Annotated in this window: 18 protein-coding genes; 1 reads left to right on the top strand and 17 read right to left on the bottom strand. The window is 50.4% G+C overall.

All coding sequences use genetic code 11. The annotated features are described in order from the left end of the window. The first annotated feature begins 240 nt into the window (after window positions 1-240). Complete coding sequence (locus GS398_RS08445) at window positions 241-1,059, top strand: sulfite exporter TauE/SafE family protein (RefSeq protein WP_160906331.1); 819 nt, start codon at window positions 241-243, stop codon at window positions 1,057-1,059. 84 nt (window positions 1,060-1,143) lie between these two features. Here the strand turns inward: GS398_RS08445 and GS398_RS08450 are convergent, their stop codons facing one another. The 17 genes from GS398_RS08450 to GS398_RS08530 form a co-directional block, all read right to left on the bottom strand. Beyond that, window positions 1,144-2,802, bottom strand: a complete 1,659-nt coding sequence (locus GS398_RS08450; RefSeq protein WP_160906332.1) for a M28 family peptidase — start codon at window positions 2,800-2,802, stop codon at window positions 1,144-1,146. A 101-nt stretch (window positions 2,803-2,903) separates the two neighbouring features. After that, complete coding sequence (locus tag GS398_RS08455; RefSeq protein ID WP_160906333.1) at window positions 2,904-4,118, bottom strand: MFS transporter; 1,215 nt, start codon at window positions 4,116-4,118, stop codon at window positions 2,904-2,906. Window positions 4,119-4,171: 53 nt separating this feature from the next. Continuing rightward, window positions 4,172-4,759, bottom strand: a complete 588-nt coding sequence (locus tag GS398_RS08460; RefSeq protein WP_160906334.1) for a TetR/AcrR family transcriptional regulator — start codon at window positions 4,757-4,759, stop codon at window positions 4,172-4,174. Between the two features lie 76 nt (window positions 4,760-4,835). Then, the gene (locus GS398_RS08465) at window positions 4,836-5,531 is read right to left on the bottom strand and encodes an ATP-dependent Clp protease proteolytic subunit (protein ID WP_160906335.1); all 696 of its coding nucleotides are present in this window, start codon (window positions 5,529-5,531) and stop codon (window positions 4,836-4,838) included. Between the two features lie 16 nt (window positions 5,532-5,547). Next, window positions 5,548-5,814 carry a hypothetical protein gene (locus tag GS398_RS08470; protein WP_160906336.1) on the bottom strand — a complete coding sequence of 89 codons (267 nt, stop codon included), beginning with the start codon at window positions 5,812-5,814 and terminating at the stop codon, window positions 5,548-5,550. Next, window positions 5,795-6,340: an RNA polymerase sigma factor gene (locus GS398_RS08475; RefSeq protein WP_160906337.1), complete on the bottom strand. Its 546-nt coding sequence runs from the start codon at window positions 6,338-6,340 to the stop codon at window positions 5,795-5,797. Before GS398_RS08475 ends, GS398_RS08470 begins: the two co-directional genes overlap by 20 nt. Window positions 6,341-6,533: 193 nt before the next feature. Beyond that, window positions 6,534-6,839, bottom strand: a complete 306-nt coding sequence (locus tag GS398_RS08480; RefSeq protein WP_160906338.1) for a hypothetical protein — start codon at window positions 6,837-6,839, stop codon at window positions 6,534-6,536. Between the two features lie 242 nt (window positions 6,840-7,081). Then, on the bottom strand, window positions 7,082-7,591 hold the full coding sequence (locus GS398_RS08485) for an SRPBCC family protein (RefSeq protein ID WP_160906339.1): 510 nt from the start codon (window positions 7,589-7,591) through the stop codon (window positions 7,082-7,084). Then, window positions 7,578-7,919, bottom strand: a complete 342-nt coding sequence (locus GS398_RS08490; RefSeq protein ID WP_160906340.1) for an ArsR/SmtB family transcription factor — start codon at window positions 7,917-7,919, stop codon at window positions 7,578-7,580. The genes GS398_RS08485 and GS398_RS08490 overlap by 14 nt, the downstream gene beginning before the upstream one ends. 80 nt (window positions 7,920-7,999) lie before the next feature. Beyond that, window positions 8,000-8,926, bottom strand: a complete 927-nt coding sequence (locus GS398_RS08495) for a bestrophin family protein (protein WP_160906341.1) — start codon at window positions 8,924-8,926, stop codon at window positions 8,000-8,002. Between the two features lie 32 nt (window positions 8,927-8,958). Then, window positions 8,959-9,450: a hypothetical protein gene (locus GS398_RS08500; RefSeq protein WP_160906342.1), complete on the bottom strand. Its 492-nt coding sequence runs from the start codon at window positions 9,448-9,450 to the stop codon at window positions 8,959-8,961. A gap of 197 nt (window positions 9,451-9,647) precedes the next feature. Next, window positions 9,648-11,012, bottom strand: a complete 1,365-nt coding sequence (locus GS398_RS08505; protein ID WP_160906343.1) for a sensor histidine kinase — start codon at window positions 11,010-11,012, stop codon at window positions 9,648-9,650. Beyond that, window positions 11,009-11,701: a response regulator transcription factor gene (locus GS398_RS08510; protein ID WP_160906344.1), complete on the bottom strand. Its 693-nt coding sequence runs from the start codon at window positions 11,699-11,701 to the stop codon at window positions 11,009-11,011. The genes GS398_RS08505 and GS398_RS08510 overlap by 4 nt, the downstream gene beginning before the upstream one ends. A 140-nt stretch (window positions 11,702-11,841) precedes the next feature. Next, window positions 11,842-15,036, bottom strand: coding sequence for an efflux RND transporter permease subunit (locus GS398_RS08515; protein ID WP_160906345.1), 3,195 nt, complete (start codon window positions 15,034-15,036; stop codon window positions 11,842-11,844). A gap of 31 nt (window positions 15,037-15,067) precedes the next feature. Then, window positions 15,068-16,135, bottom strand: coding sequence for an efflux RND transporter periplasmic adaptor subunit (locus GS398_RS08520; RefSeq protein ID WP_160906346.1), 1,068 nt, complete (start codon window positions 16,133-16,135; stop codon window positions 15,068-15,070). 9 nt (window positions 16,136-16,144) lie between these two features. Beyond that, the gene (locus GS398_RS08525; protein ID WP_160906347.1) at window positions 16,145-17,488 is read right to left on the bottom strand and encodes a TolC family protein; all 1,344 of its coding nucleotides are present in this window, start codon (window positions 17,486-17,488) and stop codon (window positions 16,145-16,147) included. Between the two features lie 166 nt (window positions 17,489-17,654). Then, the gene (locus tag GS398_RS08530; protein ID WP_160906348.1) at window positions 17,655-18,131 is read right to left on the bottom strand and encodes a GbsR/MarR family transcriptional regulator; all 477 of its coding nucleotides are present in this window, start codon (window positions 18,129-18,131) and stop codon (window positions 17,655-17,657) included. Window positions 18,132-18,239 lie beyond the last annotated feature (108 nt).

An 18,239-nucleotide genomic window follows, 5' to 3' on the forward strand; every position in this document is an offset into this window, starting at 1 on the left:
AAAAAAGGCCGATTGCTAACGCAAACCGGCCTTACATCTACCTATGAAAAACATGTCCTTTGGGAGGACATTTATTCTTAGACAAAGGTTATACCAAACACTTCCTTCTTCAAAATCCTCAATTTCCCAGGTTCACACTGTGGCAAAGTGTGAAAAATACGCACAACTATGGAAATATGGGAAAACAAATACACATTGCAGGTGCGGGGCCAGAATCTTACTTTAGCCGGCAATTAAACCATGTCTGTTCTGATACTTGTAATACTGGGATTGGCGGTCGGCGCGTTTGGAACGCTGATCGGCGCCGGCGGCGGATTTATCCTGGTGCCTGTTCTTTTAATCGCTTACCCAGAAAAAAAGCCGGAACTGATCACCAGCATCTCCTTAGCGGTGGTATGCCTCAACGCGGCATCCGGGTCCGTTGCCTATGCGTTTAAAAAACGGATAGATTATAAATCGGCCCTGATCTTCTGCATTACGACGCTGCCGGGTTCCATTATCGGGTCTTACCTTACCGGGTATATCCCCCGCCACGTGTTTAACCTGGTTTTCGGCCTCATGTTGGTCATGATATCTGCTATGCTGATTATCAAGCCTTTTCGCTCATCCGTTGCAGGCAATGACCTCGCTTCTAAATTTATATTCCCCACCATACGAAAAATGACCGACAAGTATGGTGAAAAATACACCTATCGGTACGACATTATCACGGCCTGTATCCTCAGTTTTTTTGTAGGTATCGCATCCAGCCTGCTGGGAATCGGCGGTGGCATTATCCATGTGCCCGCTATGGTAAACCTGCTCAATTTCCCCGTACACATCGCTACGGCAACTTCGCACTTCGTACTCGCACTGATGGGCTTTTCCGGGTCTGCCGTCCACTGGCTAAAAGGCGACCTCCAGGAAGGCCTCCACCAGGTGATCTGGCTTGGCGTGGGCGTAATTGGCGGAGCGCAGGTCGGGGCCGCCCTTTCTAACAAAGTAAAGGAGGCCATCATTATCCGCAGCCTTGCCGTAGCGCTCGGAATCGTCGCCATCCGGATCCTCTGGATGGTATAATCATTTTTTCACGGATACCAGTACGATGCAGACACCACAGCTACAACGGTTCGGTATCCTATGCGTTGTGATCACGTACTATACTTATTTCCCGGACGGCCCGCTGCTAAAAATATCGCCTGAATTCCAGGTCGGCTTCGCCCGGTCCTGCGCCACGAGGTAGCCGATCAGGAAGTTTAGCTGTGCATAGGTCTTGCCGGCTTCAAAATCGAAGAGGCCATTGATATCGTCCTGTGGCTTATGATAGTATTTAGCTCTCCAGGGAGCCACCAGGTCGTTCAGGTTGTTTTTCCCGTCGGCGGTTTTACTGCCATATTTAACGTGCAGCGCCGGGATACCAGCTACCACGAAACTGTACTGGTCGCTCCTGGTAAAGCGCGCCTGCTTTGGCTCCGGGTCTGGTTCTACCGTGATGCCGAAATATCCTGCCGCCTGGTCTACTTTAGCGGCCAGCGACGAGTGTTCGGCGCCGAGCGCCGTAATGGATAACAGCGGCGCAATGACCGTAGGCATATCCGTATTTACGTCGGCTACCATGCTTTTTACCGGTACCGTGGGGTGCTGTGCAAAGTACCCCGAGCCCAGGTCGCCCATTTCCTCGCCGGTAACCAGCACCACGAGGACGGAACGCTTCGGCTTTGCCTTGATGTTACTATAAATTTTTGCAATACCTAACAAGCTGGCAACACCCGAAGCATTATCATGCGCACCATTAAAGATAGAATCGCCGAGCACAGGGTTGCCTATGCCGAGATGATCGAGGTGCGCGCTGTGCACCACGTATTGTTTTTTTAGCTTCCTGTCGGATCCGGTGATCTTACCGACCACGTTATAGCTTACCATGTCCTGGTAAACCGACTTGTAAGAAAGTGAGATCTGCGCCGGGACCGCGAACGATTGCGGGTTACCTGCCTTCAGCTGATCGATCGTTGCCGGGATGCTTTTCCCGGCTTTCTGAAAAAGAGATTTTACCAATGCATACCGCATGGTACCATACACTTTAAGCCCCGGGTCGTAGCTCCTGGAAACAGCAACACGACCTTTCTCATCCATGATGCTGTTTACGCCGCGCGGGGCGCCGCCGCTACCGTTACCGCCGCCGCCAAATACGCGTGCCGTGGAATCCACCGACGCGACGATCACCCCCACGGCACCATGCTCGGCGGCTTTGCGAAGTATGGTGCTGCCATTCATTACATGGGCGGATACCGATGACGCAAACTTTTCGGGCGCGCCACGAACCACGATGACGACTTTCCCTTTTACGTTCAGATTGGCATAATCGTCATAACCCAATCCGGGCTCACTGATGCCATATCCGGCGAAAACCAGCGCCCCTTGTACACTCACCTCGGGAACTACCGGGTTAGGGCTGATGGTGAGGTCGTTCTGGGTCGCAGCAACGGCCGCCTGCCCGTCTTTGATCGTAAAAACCGGCTCTTTGACAAAAGCCTTGCGGAACCTGACCGTTTGAAGCCAGGAGCCATGCTCGCCTGCCGGCCGTACACCTAGTTGCTTCAGGTGGTCGACCACATAGTCTACGGCCATTTGGAAGCCTTCCGTTCCGGGAGCTCTTCCTTTTAGTTTATCGTCGGCCAGGTAGGCGATATCCGCTTTTATTTCGCTGGCCTTTACTGTCTCCAGCGCCTGTTTTATTTCTTCGGATAAAGTAACCGTTTGAGCAAACCCGTTCACAAATAATAACGGGCATAATAATGTCAGTAAAAATAGCTTATGCTTCATGGTAGCCCGAAGATAGCTGAATAGTCGGTGGGACATACCTCCTAATGCGATTTGTAACAAAGAATAAACAAAGCAACGTTAACGGATTACGAACAAAGCGCTCAGGCAAATGCCGCCGCATTGCTACGGTACGTATTTTGCGCCCTCGTGAAGAGAAAGAATACGATTCCAACAAACAGCGCCAGTATCACGTAAGCCACCCCCAGCGTTCCCTGGCTCTTAATCTCCAGCGTCTTGATGATCCCGGAACTAAAAAATGAGGTAATAATATACATCGACCCGCCGGTGATACCGCTCGCAATACCCGCATTTTTTGAAAAGCGGCCCAGGCAATACGAAAAAAGGTTATTAAATACGAAACCCGACAGCAAGTGTACCACCAAAACGAACGGCATCATAGTATACAGGCCCGTTTTAAATTGCGAGGTAAAGATCATTGCCAGGGCAAACAAAAACTGGAGGCTTACCGCCGATACGATTTTCGTATTGAGCGACTTTTTAATCAGCAATTTGGAAATGGTTCCGCCTGCCATTAATGCAACGCCCGAAAGTAAGGCACAATTCCCGGTAATAACGGGTGAATACCGGAACACCTTCTCGATGATAAACGGGCTCGCCATGCCGTATACCATCAGCATGGAATACGAGAGCCCGAGGATAAACAGCCCGAGCGTATAATCGGCGGTTTTCATCATAGAAGTATACACCCTGAATATGGTTTTTCCGTTAAACCGCTGGAAGCTTTTTAAAGACTCGCCACCATACAAAAATTCGGTGAACAATATCGCAAGGGTGAAAAAACCAAGAAAGTAGAAATTAGACTGCCATCCGAAAGACGCTTGCAGGAATCCTCCCAGGAATGGCGCAATAATAGGCGCCGATGCCCAGATAATGGAAAACAAACTGGTGTAATGCTTCAGCTTATCGCCGGAGTACATATCTACAAAATATGCCCGCTTACTGACTACAATAATCGCTACCGTAATGCCATGTACCACGCGCATCAGGTAGATCAGGTAAATATCCCTGGATAGCGCGATAATAAATGACGCCAGCGCAAATACGGCCAGCGCGGCAATATTGAGCCTGAAACGTCCGAAACTATCCAGTAAACTTCCCACGAATAACTGGCTGATGCCGGAGCTCACCATAAAAATAACCAGCGAAAGCTGTACGGCCGTACCGGGTACGTGAAGCCAGGTGGCCATGGCCGGCAGCGATGGCAGGTAAATATCCGTTGCGAATCCCGAAAGCGGGATCAACGCAAACGCAAGGACGGTGGTTAAACCACGGTGGTTCTCTTTAATCGTTCTCATGTTTGATCGTGTTAAGCGGTGCCAGACCAATCGGTGTGGTATTTAGCAAAAAATCAGCCGCTAAACGAGGTGATTTCTGACTTAAGGAGGCTGATCACCACCTGCATCTGTTTGTTGTGACCGAAAACACGGCTGGTAAAGATAGCCCCTTCGAGCATGGTGAACATTTTGATAGCGAACTCTTCCGCATTCAGACCCTGCCGGAAAACGCCTGATGCGATCCCTTCGGTTACCAGGTCTTTTATCCTCAGCTGCGCGATGCTGATGGCTTCCCCTACCCGGCGTGTAAGTAGCGGACTGGTGTCATCCGCCTCCACGCCGAAATTAAGGATGGGGCAACCGCCGCCGGTACCCGACACCAGCTTTTCATTGTAATTGTCAAGCAAGGCGAACAGTTTCTCTTTCGGACCTGCTTTGTCCAACATCGCCAGCTGCGCAGCACCGGAAAGATTTTGAGAAAGGTAGTTGAAAGCCTCAAGGCAAATCTCTTCTTTATCCTTAAAATTACCATAGATCCCGCCTTTGGCGAGCTTGGTAGCCTCCATGATGTCGCTGATGGAAGTGCCGGCCATGCCCTTCTTATTCAAAACCGTTGCGGCCTTCTCAATTATAAACTGGCGTGTGCGTGCCGCTTTCGTCATGACGAAACAAATATAAGACCGATCGGTCTTATATTAATATCCTGTTTGTCATTTAATTGAAACAATTAGCCATGAATCAGTCTGCGCCGCCCAGCACCTCGTCGATCATCCCGAACTGTTTTGCTTCTTGCGCGATCATCCAATAGTCGCGGTCTGATACCTCGTGCACCTTTTCATAAGATTGCCCGCTGTGTTTTGCGAGGATCTCGTAAAGTTCGCGCTGCAGCTTCAGGATTTCCCTTGCCGTGATCTCGATATCGGAAGCCGGGCCCTGCACGCCGCCGGAAGGTTGATGCATCATCACACGGGAGTGTTTAAGCGCCGACCGTTTGCCCGCCGCACCGGCACACAGCAGTACCGATGACATGGAAGCCGCCATACCCGTACAGATGGTACCCACGTCGGGCGAAATATATTGCATGGTATCATAGATACCCAATCCCGCGTATACGGAACCTCCGGGCGAATTGATATACAGCTGGATGTCGCGCTTGTCATCTGCCGATTGCAGGAACAGCAGCTGGGCTTGTATGATGTTTGCCACCTGGTCGTCGATGGCGGTACCGAGAAAGATCACCCGGTCCATCATTAACCGGGAGAATACATCCAGCTGCATGATATTCAGCTGGCGTTCCTCCATAATATACGGCGTGAGGCCCATTATGGGAATTCCCGCGCTATTTACCTGTGCAATAAACTGGTCGACATGTAAACCGTTCACATGGCGGTGCCCTACCGCATACTTGCGGAACTCATTCTTATCTGTTTTCATAAAGGGGGATGGTTATTTACCGGAATAATCGCCTGATCCGGGCTATAAAAGCTGTTTCGCACGGATCACGCTTTACTTGATCGCAGGCTTCCTTAATTTCCGCTTTAAGCGCCCTGCGGCTGTATTGTTCTACCAGCCAAAGAGTTTGCTTCTGCAGGGCGATGCTGTTCCGGAGATCGGGCTGCAGGATCATTCTCGCCTGGAACACCGTTTGGTCTGCGGGCGATGACCGTTTAAAAAGATGATCGTCGATGGCTTTCAGCTCATTTAAGGAAGTCCTCATAGGTCAATGCTTTTTGTTTAACGGTTTCTCTTACTTTCTCGAGGCATTTGTATTTTTGTACGGTGACCGACCGGGTGCCGCTGAAACCGAACATTTCCGAGAGCTGCCTGGCGGGTAATTTATCGTAATAAAAGGCTTTCAGAAGCTCCATACATTTTTTCCCGGCGGATGACAGGTGCTGCAATAATACCTCCGCAGCAGGTTCACGAGAAATCACCTCATCCGGCAGATCCGCATCCACTTCCTCAAACGTAACATTGGTGATTCGCTGGCGAAATTTCCGTACCCACAGGTGTTTCACGATACCGAACAGGTAAGCTTTTTCATCCCGGCCGGCCGTGCTTTTGCCCGCCATGGCCTTCTCATAATAAACCAGGAGCGCATCCTGGAAAACATCTTCGGCCTCATCAAAAGTACCGCCCCGCCTGGCGATCCATGCCGCTGCGGACGGGAAGACGCTTTTATAAAGCATCCTGAAAAGATATGGCCTGCCTGCGGCTGTGGTGCCTGGTGTTGCTGTCTTCATGTTTTAACAACGCTTTATGGGTAAGTGCAAGATATCCGGAAATTATCACCGCAAAAGGTAAAATTTATTTCGGGCAAATTACCACGACGAGTTTCGCGGGTTTCGCGTCCCGTCTGCCGGCGTTGTACATCAATAGAGGCAGGTACGCTGCGGTTTACCGCCGCCGGGAAGCAGGTAAACGCGGTCGTTAATTTTATACGGGTGTTTTATAGGTAATGATGAGTATCGCGATCGTTATTACTACCACCAGGATCGAATATAGCGACAACGTTTTCAGGCTAAACTTTTCCTTCACCCACCTGGTAAAAGCCATTACCGGCAGGAGCAGTGTGAGGGTTACAACACCTAGCCAAAGGAGCTCAAATACGGCGCCGACTACGGCGAAATGGTAAACGTTCACCAGGTTACCAATTATCCAGAATGAGGCAACGGCGAGGCTCAGCAGGAAAATGGTCTTGTCCTCTCTCGTAACTTTAGAAAAATCGACGATTGTTTTCATCAGGTTTTGGATCAGCGGGTTGTACTGGTATAAAAATACATAAAATTAAACACAATCAGTTCCCGCAACAAAATCCGCGTGAAGCTCCAGGACAGCCCGGAAGACCGCCTCGCCCCCGGGGAGGAGCTGGAATAAACCGGGATATTAAAAGTACATCAGCCAGCTGTAAAAAGGGAAAATGAGCCCGACTGATTTCGGGCTCAAAGTTGAATTGTTATAGACTAAAACGCGGTGTAGCGACATTATGAGGCCGTTGCCAGCATTGCGTCGAGCTTGTTAAGCATTTTGATCCAGCTTTGGTAAGCGCCTGTCTGCCGGGCATTTTCTTCGGCTACGGTTTGATGCAGCGTCAGTTTAGTATGGTTGCCCACGGCCGTGAAAGTTACCGTTGTCAGGATCTCCTCCGGCCAGTCTTCCGGTTTACCGGCCTCCATGGATTCCACGGAATCGCCATTTTCATTGGTTAACACCATGGTGTACACCAGTTTTTCGGGAGCGGAGACTTCGAGGTAAACACCTTTTATCCAGCACGCGCCATGCACGGGGTCGTGGATACAGGAATGGAAAGCGCCTCTTTCCCGTACGTCAATGGACCGGAACTCGATGGTGCAGCCGTCTGGCGCATACCAGTGCCGTAAATGCGCAGGGTTTGTCCACGCCGCAAATACCAGCTCGCGGGGAGCTTCGAAAAGATGGGTGATCAGCAGCTCTTTCGCCTGCCGATCGTTAGCAGAATTTTCACTTGTTTTCATTATCGGGGCTATTGGTTTGTAGCTCGTCCAAATAACTATCCAATTTTCTGAAGCGGGTTACCCATTGTTTTTTAAACTGGATCACCCAATCTGTCACTTCATCCAGCTTCTCCGCACGGGCTTCGCAAAAACGCTCGCGGCCTTTCCGGGTGATCACCACCAGGCCGCATTCCGTCAGGATCTGGATGTGACGGGCCACTGCCTGCCGGCTGATGTCGAGCGTCTCCCCCACCGAGTTAAAATTTAACGGCCCGCCGGCAATGCGCTGTATGATCTCGCGGCGGGTGGGATCGGCGATGGCCTGGAATACATCTCTTCTCGTTATCATTATGCAATCAAATAGTTGCCCAAATATAATGCAATCATTTGATTGCCCAAATTTATTTTACTCCCGGTTTTCTCAAGAGCTTACAAGATGTAAAATACGCCTCTTTCGCGAAGGTCCTTTGCCGGTTTCTTTTTAGGCGTACAATGCTCTTTCAGCATCTGCTTCACATCGCGCTCGATGGTTTGCGAAAGCGCGGTTGTTGGTGTATCCGTTGGTTTATTTTCAAAAGGGTCCTGCAGGTGGATAGCCATCTTTTCGATCAGGAAAAAAGAGCAGGAGATGGCTACTACCAGCGGCACCTCTACGATCCCGAAAAACTCGATGAGCCCGAAGGGCAGCAGCATGATAAACAACAGCAGCGAGAAATGAATATATACGCTGTAGGTAGCCGGGAATACGGTGTTCTTGATCCGCTCGCAGCCACCCATGTGGTTGGAAAAACGGGTAAGCGTTTTATCGAGCTCTACCTGCTGCAGATCGTTCAGCCAGCCTAGCTTATACGCGTTGCGGATGTCGTGCGCCTGCAGCTCGAGCAGCGCCATGGGCACATTATCATAACGTTCCAGGCATTCCCGGTCTTCCGCGGAAATAAAGTTACCGAGCCCTTCAAAAACGTCCTTCTTCCTAAGCTGCTGGCTGAGTGCGTACGACCAGGCGATCTGCCGTTTAGCTACACGCTCGCAAAATGCCGTTCCTTCGTTAGCGGCCAGGTGCGTATCGACAAACGTGAGCAGCTGCCGGGTGAGCGTCCTGGAATCGTTTACAATAGAGCCCCAGAGATTGCGGGCCTCCCACCAGCGATCGTACGCCTGGTTTGATTTAAAGGCCAGCAGCAGGGAGATCACGGTGCCCAGGATAGTGGGCACGGCGATCGGGATAGAGATCCGGGTAAAATGCAGACGGTCATAAATAATGGCGATCACCACGGAATAAACCGTTACCATTAACGCCTCGTTGCGGATCTTTCCAAAAATATAGGTTACCGGTATATTGTGTTTTAATAGCATAGTTTCGATGAATTGATGAATTAATAATCAGATCAGGCTTCTTCAAAAACGATCGACGCCAGTGGTTCGGGCAGTTGCCGCCCTGCCTGCTGCACGGGTTGCGGCCTGGCGGCGCTGATGGCGGGCAGTTCGCTGCGTTTGGCGAGCGTGAGCAGGTCGGCGCTTTCGGGGTGCAGCCGGGAGATCGAACAGTCGTTCACATCCAGGATATAATCTACCTGGTTGGCCTCCAGGAAGTTCCTGAACATGCGAAGCGTGCTTCCGTAGAAGAACTCCACGCGCAGTCCTTTTAAGGTGGGATGTGCCGCCTTCAGCTCGCGGCAGCGGAAGAAAAAATCGTCGCTGATGGCTTCGGTCTCCCGGCTTCTGCGCGACAGCATCAGCAACTCGCTAATGGAATCCGAAAGCTTTATCATGTGCAGGTAAATGAGCACAACTTCTTCTTCGCCGAAGCGCTCGCAAAGTGCGGGAACGCAGTTCAGGGCCGAAACTTTAAAATCAGTGGGGATCAGGATAGTTCGCATAACGGGATAAATGAGTGAATCAATTAATTTATTAATGCAATTTTATCGCCGGGGAATTAAAGCCTGTTAAGAGATTAATTAGAGAATGGTTAGAATTAAAAAAAAGAAAATGCTATTAAGCATTGACTTTCAATTACTTATAAAATAAAAATAAGAAACCTGCAGGCACTTATTAGAATCTGGTTAGAAAGGAAGGGTCAATTGCGGCTGATCGGCAATAAGATCTGCATTTCGGTGCCTACATTCTCCTCCGAACGGATGCCGATGGAACCCTTATGAAGCCGGATAATATTAAGTGCGAGCGGAAGCCCGATACCGAATCCTTCAAACTCCACCGTATTGGACGCCCGGAAGAAAGGCTCGAAAATATGCTGCTGCTCTTGTTCAGGGATCCCGATCCCTTTGTCCGTTACCGAGATCGAGATCCGTTCACCCCCGATCGTTAGCCGGATGGTGACTTCCTGGTTGGCTGAATATTTACAGGCATTAAGTACGATATTGCTCAAAGCGAGCTGCAGCAGGTTGACGTTTCCCTCCGTAATAAGCATGGTTTCGTCGGCGGGAAGCCCCGAAAGGTCCGGCCGCAGCTTGCTTTCCGGGTCAATTTCCTTTACCGAAGCGATCACGGTCAGGATGAGCTCGTCGGCGCGTACCTTTTGCCAGTTCTGCTTCTTGCCGTCAAATCCCGACTGTGCCAGGCCGAGCAGGCTCTTCAGGATGTGCTCGAGCTTACCGGCTTCCGAGAGGATCGTTTTTACGGTCTCACTGGTTTTAGCGGGAAGTTTGTCTTCGGTGAGCAGGAGTTCCGCCTCGGAGGTAATGATAGCAAGCGGGGTACGCAATTCATGCGAAGCGTTACTTACAAAGTTGTTCTGGGTTTCGAACGAAGTTTCGAGCCTGGTGAGCATGTTGTTAAAAGTATAGATCAGCTCCGCGATCTCGTCGCGCCCCTTCACCTCTTCCAGGCGGGAATGCAGGTTATTGGCCGAAATATTCTTTACGCTTTTAATGATACCGCGAAAGGGTTTCATAGTATAATGCGAAAAAACGGCGCCGGCAACGTACGTGACCAGGATAGAGATCACGAAACTGATAAGCAGCACTTTCCGCAGTTGCGCCAGTTCCTTGAAACCATACGGGTCTGATGCCGTTACGATAACGATGTACCGGCCATTCTCCGTATTGAAAAAACCCCCGGCATAGAACCGGTTGCCTGAATCATAGCGGGCTTTCCCGTTCCTGATCACCTCGCGGTAGAATTTTTCGGGCAGGTTTACCGGTCGTTTAAACACGTACCGGCCGCCGCTGTCGATGCGCACTACGAAATCCTGTTCGTCGTCGAGCTTTTCGAGGTACCGGTTACGCACTTCCTGGTACGCGGCCGACTTTTCATCGGGCGAAATATTGATCTGCGCTGAGAGTTTTACCCTTGCTTCGAGCCTTTTAAAAAAGTCTTCGAAATTAAACTCCGATACGAAGTAAAAAATGGAAGCGTTGAGCAGCACCAGCCCCGCGGTTGATATCGCAAAGAACAGGATGGTGATCTTGGTTTGAATTTTCAATTAACCGCCTCCTCTTTAAACAGGTACCCCATACCGAATACGGTATGTATCAGCTTCACCGACCGGTTATTGTCTACCTTTTTCCGCAAGTAGTTCACATACACATCCACCACGTTGGTGCCCATATTGAAATCGATATCCCAAACATGCTCCAGGATCTCCACGCGCGACAGCACCTTGTTGGGGTTGCGTACAAAAAACTCCAGCAGGCGGTATTCCGTAGAGGTAAGGCTTACGGGCGCTCCTTCCTGTGTCACCAGTTTTGATTCCAGGTCAATCTCCAGTCCGCCTGCAACAATGGTTGATTTCGAACGCTGTGGTGCGCCGCTTCGCCGGATAAGCGAACGGATCCGCGCTTCGAGTTCGGCCAGCTTGAACGGCTTTACGAGATAATCGTCGGCACCGCTGTTCAACCCCGTTACGATATTCTCCGTGCTGTTCAGCGCAGTAAGCATCAGCACCGGTATATGCGCATCGGCTTTTCGCAATTCGCGGCAAACCTGGATGCCATTCATCCCCGGCAGCATTACGTCGAGGATCACCAGGTCGAACTGATGATGGAGGGCCATTTCAAGTCCCGTAAGGCCGTCGCCCGCTACGCTCACTTCCATCCCGGCCTGCGAAAGTCCCCTGATAATTACTGATACCAGGCCCGGCTCATCCTCAATCAGCAACAGTTTTTGACTCATCCGGCGGAAAATAACCGTTTCCCGCCGGCTATAAAATACCATGTGAACACTTTACGTTTTGATGACGGAACGGGGGAGATAATCAGGCCCCGGGAACTTCACGCGCTATTACACCGGTTCGGGCACTGGCGAACAATTGATCACCCCTGGTGCTCCAGCTCATATTCATGCACATCTTTATGATCATAGGGCTCTTCCAATAATTCTTCGATCGATTTACCTTTCTTGTTAAAGCCGAACTTCTCCAGCATGGTATCAAACACCAGGTAAACCACCGGCACCACGATCAGTGTTAAGAAAAGGGAACTGGTTAAGCCCCCAACAATCACCCATGCCAGCCCGTTTTTCCATTCCGCACCTGCGCCGCTGGCTAACGCGATGGGCAGCATGCCGAAGATCATGGCGATAGTGGTCATTAAGATCGGGCGTAAACGGGCGTGATTGGCCAGGACGAGGGCCTCTACGGTCGACTTTCCTTCCGCTTTCATGTGATTGGTAAAATCCACCAGGATGATCGCGTTCTTGGCTACCAGCCCCATCAGCATGATCAGGCCCAGTATCGTAAAAATGCCGATAGAGTTATTGGTTAAAGCAAGCGCCAGGAACGCACCGATCAATGCCAATGGCAGCGAGAACATCACCACGAGCGGGTACACAAAACTATCATATAAAGCCACCATGATCAGGTACACGAGGATAATCGACGCCAATAAAGCGATCCCCAGCGTACCGAAGCCTTCCGCCTGGTTTTCCTGGTCGCCGGCCCAGGTATAACTTACGCCTACCGGGGCTGTTAGCCTGCCATCCTTTTGCAATTCCGCCAACTTCTGCTGGAACTCGGTTACTATGGTGCCGGTCGGCCGGCCTATCGACTGCGCTTTTACCGAAACGGATGTCGATTTGTTAAGGCGCTCCAGCTGACTCGGTCCGGAGCTCTCCGTAATATTGGCAAATTGCGATAACTTGATCTTCGCCCCCGCGGAATTGATAAATACCAGGTTACGCACATCATCGATATTTTTCCGGTTAAAATCCTGGTACTGGATATTGATGTCGTACTCGTATTCGCCGCTCCGGTACTTCCCGTCTGTGTTCCCGGCAAAAGCTGTTTGCATGGTTGCACCTACGGTTTGAAGCGTTAAGCCTACCGCCGACATTTTATCGCGGTCTACCTGCACATTGATCTCCGGCGTGCCTTTTTCTACCGAAAGCTTGATCTCCGTGGCGCCCGGTATAGCGGCCAGCACCTTTTGCGCGCCTGCGGCATATTTCAGCGCACTATCCAGGTTGGCGCCCATCACCACCAGTTGGATCGGCGCATTTTCCGCGGTGCCCAATATACTGATCGGTACCGTTTTTACTTTTGCGCCCACCAGTTCCCTGGCCAGCGCACGGCTCATTTTGGTAGCGAAAATATCCGAAGAGACATTATTACGCGCTTTACGTTCCACCAGCTTTACGTTGATCTCCGACTTATAGGCCGTAGCCTGCGAGGTACCCATATCACCGCTCGCCTGCCCTACCGTGGTGATCATTTGCCTGATCTCCGGTTGTTTTCTTAAAAAAGCTTCTGCCCGCTGGGTATAAAAATTTGTTTGCTCCAAAGAAGCATCCTTGGGCAGCTCTACCTGCACGAGGAATTCGCCTTTGTCTGATTTTGGAAAGAACTCGGACCCGATAAATCCCGCGCCGGCCAGCCACATGGCAGCCACAAACAACACTACTACCGCAAAGAGGGTACGCCGCTTGTGGTTTAACGACCAGGTTAATATACCAGTGATCCATAAGGTGAATTTCTTCAGCTGCTTTTCAAACCACAGGATAAATCGACCGAAGATGTTTTTCCCTTCAATACGTTCCAGCTTACCGTACCTGGAAAAAATCAGCGGCACGATGGTAAATGAAGCCAGCAGGGAAAGCAGCGTGGCAATAATAACCACCACGCAGAACTGACGCAGGATATTGGATACCAACCCGGTGCTGATAGCGATCGGGAAGAAAACCACTACGATCACCAGCGTAATAGACACTACGGTAAAGCCAATTTCCCGCGTTGCATCCGAAGCCGCACGTACCTTATTCTTTCCCATCTCCATGTGCCGCTGGATATTCTCCAGCACTACGATGGCATCGTCTACCAGGATCCCCACCACGAGGGAAAGCCCGAGTAATGACATCAGGTTTAGCGTATAACCCAGCAAACCAATACCGATAAACGTAGCCACCAGCGATGCCGGGATAGAAACCATCACGATCAGCGCATTTCGCAGGCTGTGTAAAAAGAACAGCATCACAAAGGCTACCAGCACCACGGCAAGCATTAAATCGTGGATCACCGCATCGGCGGATTCGAGGGTGAACACCGAGCTGTCATTGGCTATCCTGATGTTAAGCTTGCTGGCTTCGTATTCCTTCTCCAGCCTGGCAATGGCCAGTTTAACTCCTTTGCTCACCTCCACCGCATTGGCATCGCTTTGCTTGATGATCTGGATGGCGATGGCCGCTTTCTGATCGATACGTGCCAGTTTTTCGGTTTCTTTCTGCGCGTCCTGCACATCGGCTACATCGCCTAAACGCACCTGTGCACCGGTGTTCGAGGTGCTAAGCACGAGGTTGCGCAACTCCTTTATGCTCCGGTATTTGCCCGACAGGCGGATCAATACGTCCTGGTTCGCCGTTTTTACGCTCCCCGTCGGGAAATCCAGGTTGGAGCTTAAGATCAGTTGCTGTGCCTGCGGCACTGACAGGTTATAGCCCTGCAGCTTATCGGCATCTAACGAAACCTTGATCTCACGCTCCGAGCCACCGATCAAATTCACCTGGGCAATTCCCGTTACCCTCGAAATTACGGGGGCGATCCGTTTATCGATCAGGTCGTAAAAAGCGACATCGTCCATATTGGCGGAGGCCGACATGGTGATCACCGGCATATCGTCAAGGGAGAATTTGCTGATCGAAGGTGTCTTCACATCATCGGGCAATTGCGAAAGGATGGCGTTCACCTTGCGCTGGGCGTCGTTTTGCGAAACATCGATATTCGCTTTATCGGTTAAGGTGATGGTTACGGTAGATAAGCTTTCGAATGAAACTGAGTTTATTTTTTTTATGTTCTCCATAGAGGATACCGCATCCTCGATCTTTTTGGTGACCGTATTCTCCACTTCATTCGGCGAGGCGCCGGGATAGATCGTGGCAATGGATACTACGTTGGGAGAGAACTTTGGGAGTAACTCATAGCCCAGCGAAAAGTAGCTTAACAGCCCCAGTAAGGTAAGCGCGGTAAAAACCACGATCACCAGGGTGGGCCTCTTTATAGATATATCTGTTATTAACATCTTCTTCGTATTAGTAGGTTGTTGTGGCGTATTAATTAACGACACTTACCGCGCTGCCGTCGGTAAGGTTGATCTGGCCGCTGGTGATCACCATTTCGCCTTCTTTCAGGCCGTCGAGGATTTCCACGCTTTCGCCGAGGATGCGGCCGGCAACCACTTTTCGCAGTTTCGACGTTTTTGTCGCCCCGTCAAATACAAATACCTGGTTGCTGCTCACACTGCCCACAAACGAGGTGCGGGGGACCAGGATGCCCGGCGCTTGTCCGGGGAAGTTGAATATCGCGGTACCATACATACCCGCTTTCAGGCTATTATTGGTGTTGTTAAACACTTCGATCTCGATGGGGAAATTTAGCGTTTCGTCGGCCTTGGCGGCGATGAAGGAAACCTTCCCCGAAAACCGTTCATTTGGAAAAACGGAAGATTTAATGTCGATGCGGTCACCTATCTTCAGGTTCGCCACCTGCGATTCGTTTACATTTACCTTCAGCTTTAGTTTAGAAACATCCACCAGCTCAAACAGCCTGGTTCCCTGGGCAGTAACAAAAGCGCCCACCTCGATGTACCGCTTGTTTACCACGCCGTTGATCGGCGATTTGATATTGGCATCGCTTACCTTTCTTTGCGATGCCTGTAATCGCAGCCTGGCATTTTGTGTAGCCAGCACCGCCTGGTCCAGCTGCTGCTGGGTAACTCCACCTGTCTGGAAAGCACTTTTATACCGGGCTTCGTCCTTCAATGCGTTTTGGTAGGTGGCTTCGGCAGTTTCCCTGTCGGTATTGATAATTTCGGCGTCGATACGGGCCAGCACCTGACCTTTTCGCACGGTAGCACCTTCGTCTACGTATACCGCGCTCACGCGGCCTGCATTTTCCGATAAAAAGTCGAGGTCCTGGTTAGCGATAAAGTTTCCGTTTGCGCTAAAGTCGAGATCCACCACTTTCTTTTCTACCGTTGCCACACGTACGGCGACGGCGCCCCCTCCTTCGGCAATGAACGCCGTTTTTGCTTCATTTTTCTTTTTGTTGTTCGTTAACACGTAGGCGATCGCGCCGAGGGCGACAACGATCACGATGATTATGGTGATTACTTTTTTCATGGCTTCCTCTTATTTTACCAGTGACTTGATATTTCCGTTTGATTTGATTAATTGTATTTCGGCGATCTTATAGTTCAGCAACGCTTCGGTGTACCGGTTTTGCGCGTCGGTCATCGAGTTCTCCGTGTCCAGCAGGTCCGTCAGGCTGGCCAGCCCGTTATTGTAATTATTCTGGGTGCTTTTATAGATCTCCTGGGCGAGGTCGGCATTTTTCCGCTGTGCGTTGATGGTATTTAAGCTGTTCCGCAATTGAAGCTTCGCGTTTTCGTACGCCAGGTTCAGCGAGTTCACCGTCTCTACGCGGTCCTCCTGCGCTTTCCTGATATCCACTTCTGCCTGGCGAATTTTAGATCGCGTTAAGAAGCCGTTAAAAATCGGCACCTTCAGCGTTAATCCAACGGAGGATGCGCCAAAGCCGATGGCGGCGCGGTTCGAGCTCAAAAAGTCGAACCCACCGCTCTGGCTGGAATAGGTGTAATTGCCCGATAACGACAACGTTGGATAATACTCTGATACGTAGGCTTTACGCTGCAGCATCAGCAGTTTGTCCTGGTTATTAAGCAGCCTGACCTCTGTTCTGCCGGCTAATGCCACCGAATCTGCCAACTCAGGCAGCTGTGTTACAGGCGCCAATTCGGTATCAGGTAAAATGATGGGGGTGTTTACCTCCATCCCCATCGAAAACTTCAACTGGTTTTCTAACTGCGTAACCGCATTGAGTATTTGCGCCCGCTGCGTTTCCAGGTTGGTGAGGTTAACCGCGATGCGATCTACATCGATCTTTTTAGCCAGGCCGTTCTGGTACTGGTTGGCAATGATCTTCTCTACCACTCTTACGTTTTTGATGTTATTGTCAACCACCGTAAGCTGCTGCCTGTTCACCAGTACCTGGTAGTAGTTGCCGGCAACCAATTCGATGATCTGTTCTTCTGTTAACTGTGCGGTGAGGTTGTAATATTCCGCGCTCGACCGGGCCGCCTGCAACCCGGTAAAAACCTGTTGGTTAAACAGTTGCTGCGAGAGCTGGACGCCTGCGGTCGAGTTCCATTTCTGACCGAACTTCAGCGTCTGGGTGGTGCCGCCAAAGTCGACCACCTGCTGGCCGATGATCGCATTGTAGGTTAACCCGGAGGTACCGCTTACCTGGGGCAAAGCCTGTGCCTGTACTTCTGCCACCTTATATTTCCCGCCTTGCTCGTCGAGCCTTGCCTTGCGTATCTTCGTATTATTTTGAAGGGCGAAATTCAATGCTTCACCCAAGGTGATCTTTTGCTGGGCTATTGCAAATTGCGGCGCAGCGGTCATCCCCAATAAAACAAGTATCACCCTGGCGATCTCAATTCTCGTTTTCATTCTCTATTCATTATTTGATTACTCTTCAATTATTATCGGCTCATTTTATGCTCAGCCGGCTGGGTATTCACCTGGCGTTAACCTGGTCGTTGTTAGTACTCTTATTTTATCATTATTTTCATTACCAGTTAGTTCAGTATTTAAAGAACTAACCGATCAAAAAAAGTTACTTGTTTTCTTCCTGGTATTTTTGATAGGTAGCGATCACCTGGTTGTGCAGCATGGAAAGGAACTCCGTCATCCGTTTCAGGTTTGCATTAAACTCTTGTGTGCTATCCGGTCTTACCTGCAACACCTTTTTGTAAACAGCGGTCAGCGACAAGATCCCGTTGAACTGTTCCAGTACCTGGGTGTCCCAGTCGGCCACGCGTACATGAAAATACCGTTTACGGTCGCCGATCCTGGTTTTATAGCTGATCTTTTTGGCCATAAGAAGCTGGCTTAGCGCCTGGCTGACGGCGCTCTTACTAAGCGCCAGCGTATCCTTGATCTGGTCGAAAGTAAGTTCCGTTTCATCCGAGACTACCAGCAGGCCTAAAATTTTGGACATTGCCGGCTGTGATCCAAACGTTTCGTTCACCTGGGCAAGCTCTTCGATGAGCGTCACTTGTTCTTTCGTTAATGAAATTTTGTTTCCTGACATGAGCGTTAAATCTCCGCAAAGATAGTAAGTTTTTTTAGTTCACAAAATAAAGAACCAAATAAAAAAACGGGTCACATGCCGGTCTTTTTATTTGGTCTCCGCCGTTTA

Origin of the sequence: Hufsiella ginkgonis (genome assembly GCF_009834915.1) — a bacterium.
Taxonomy (GTDB): Bacteria; Bacteroidota; Bacteroidia; order Sphingobacteriales; family Sphingobacteriaceae; genus Hufsiella; species Hufsiella ginkgonis.

Bases quoted from the DNA above. Each gene is read 5' to 3' on its own strand.
- GS398_RS08445 (WP_160906331.1), top strand. From the start codon at position 241: ATGTCTGTTCTGATACTTGTAATACTGGGATTGGCGGTCGGCGCGTTT.
- GS398_RS08450 (WP_160906332.1), bottom strand. From the start codon at position 2,802: ATGAAGCATAAGCTATTTTTACTGACATTATTATGCCCGTTATTATTT.
- GS398_RS08455 (WP_160906333.1), bottom strand. From the start codon at position 4,118: ATGAGAACGATTAAAGAGAACCACCGTGGTTTAACCACCGTCCTTGCG.
- GS398_RS08460 (WP_160906334.1), bottom strand. From the start codon at position 4,759: ATGACGAAAGCGGCACGCACACGCCAGTTTATAATTGAGAAGGCCGCA.
- GS398_RS08465 (WP_160906335.1), bottom strand. From the start codon at position 5,531: ATGAAAACAGATAAGAATGAGTTCCGCAAGTATGCGGTAGGGCACCGC.
- GS398_RS08470 (WP_160906336.1), bottom strand. From the start codon at position 5,814: ATGAGGACTTCCTTAAATGAGCTGAAAGCCATCGACGATCATCTTTTT.
- GS398_RS08475 (WP_160906337.1), bottom strand. From the start codon at position 6,340: ATGAAGACAGCAACACCAGGCACCACAGCCGCAGGCAGGCCATATCTT.
- GS398_RS08480 (WP_160906338.1), bottom strand. From the start codon at position 6,839: ATGAAAACAATCGTCGATTTTTCTAAAGTTACGAGAGAGGACAAGACC.
- GS398_RS08485 (WP_160906339.1), bottom strand. From the start codon at position 7,591: ATGAAAACAAGTGAAAATTCTGCTAACGATCGGCAGGCGAAAGAGCTG.
- GS398_RS08490 (WP_160906340.1), bottom strand. From the start codon at position 7,919: ATGATAACGAGAAGAGATGTATTCCAGGCCATCGCCGATCCCACCCGC.
- GS398_RS08495 (WP_160906341.1), bottom strand. From the start codon at position 8,926: ATGCTATTAAAACACAATATACCGGTAACCTATATTTTTGGAAAGATC.
- GS398_RS08500 (WP_160906342.1), bottom strand. From the start codon at position 9,450: ATGCGAACTATCCTGATCCCCACTGATTTTAAAGTTTCGGCCCTGAAC.
- GS398_RS08510 (WP_160906344.1), bottom strand. From the start codon at position 11,701: ATGAGTCAAAAACTGTTGCTGATTGAGGATGAGCCGGGCCTGGTATCA.
- GS398_RS08515 (WP_160906345.1), bottom strand. From the start codon at position 15,036: ATGTTAATAACAGATATATCTATAAAGAGGCCCACCCTGGTGATCGTG.
- GS398_RS08520 (WP_160906346.1), bottom strand. From the start codon at position 16,135: ATGAAAAAAGTAATCACCATAATCATCGTGATCGTTGTCGCCCTCGGC.
- GS398_RS08525 (WP_160906347.1), bottom strand. From the start codon at position 17,488: ATGAAAACGAGAATTGAGATCGCCAGGGTGATACTTGTTTTATTGGGG.
- GS398_RS08530 (WP_160906348.1), bottom strand. From the start codon at position 18,131: ATGTCAGGAAACAAAATTTCATTAACGAAAGAACAAGTGACGCTCATC.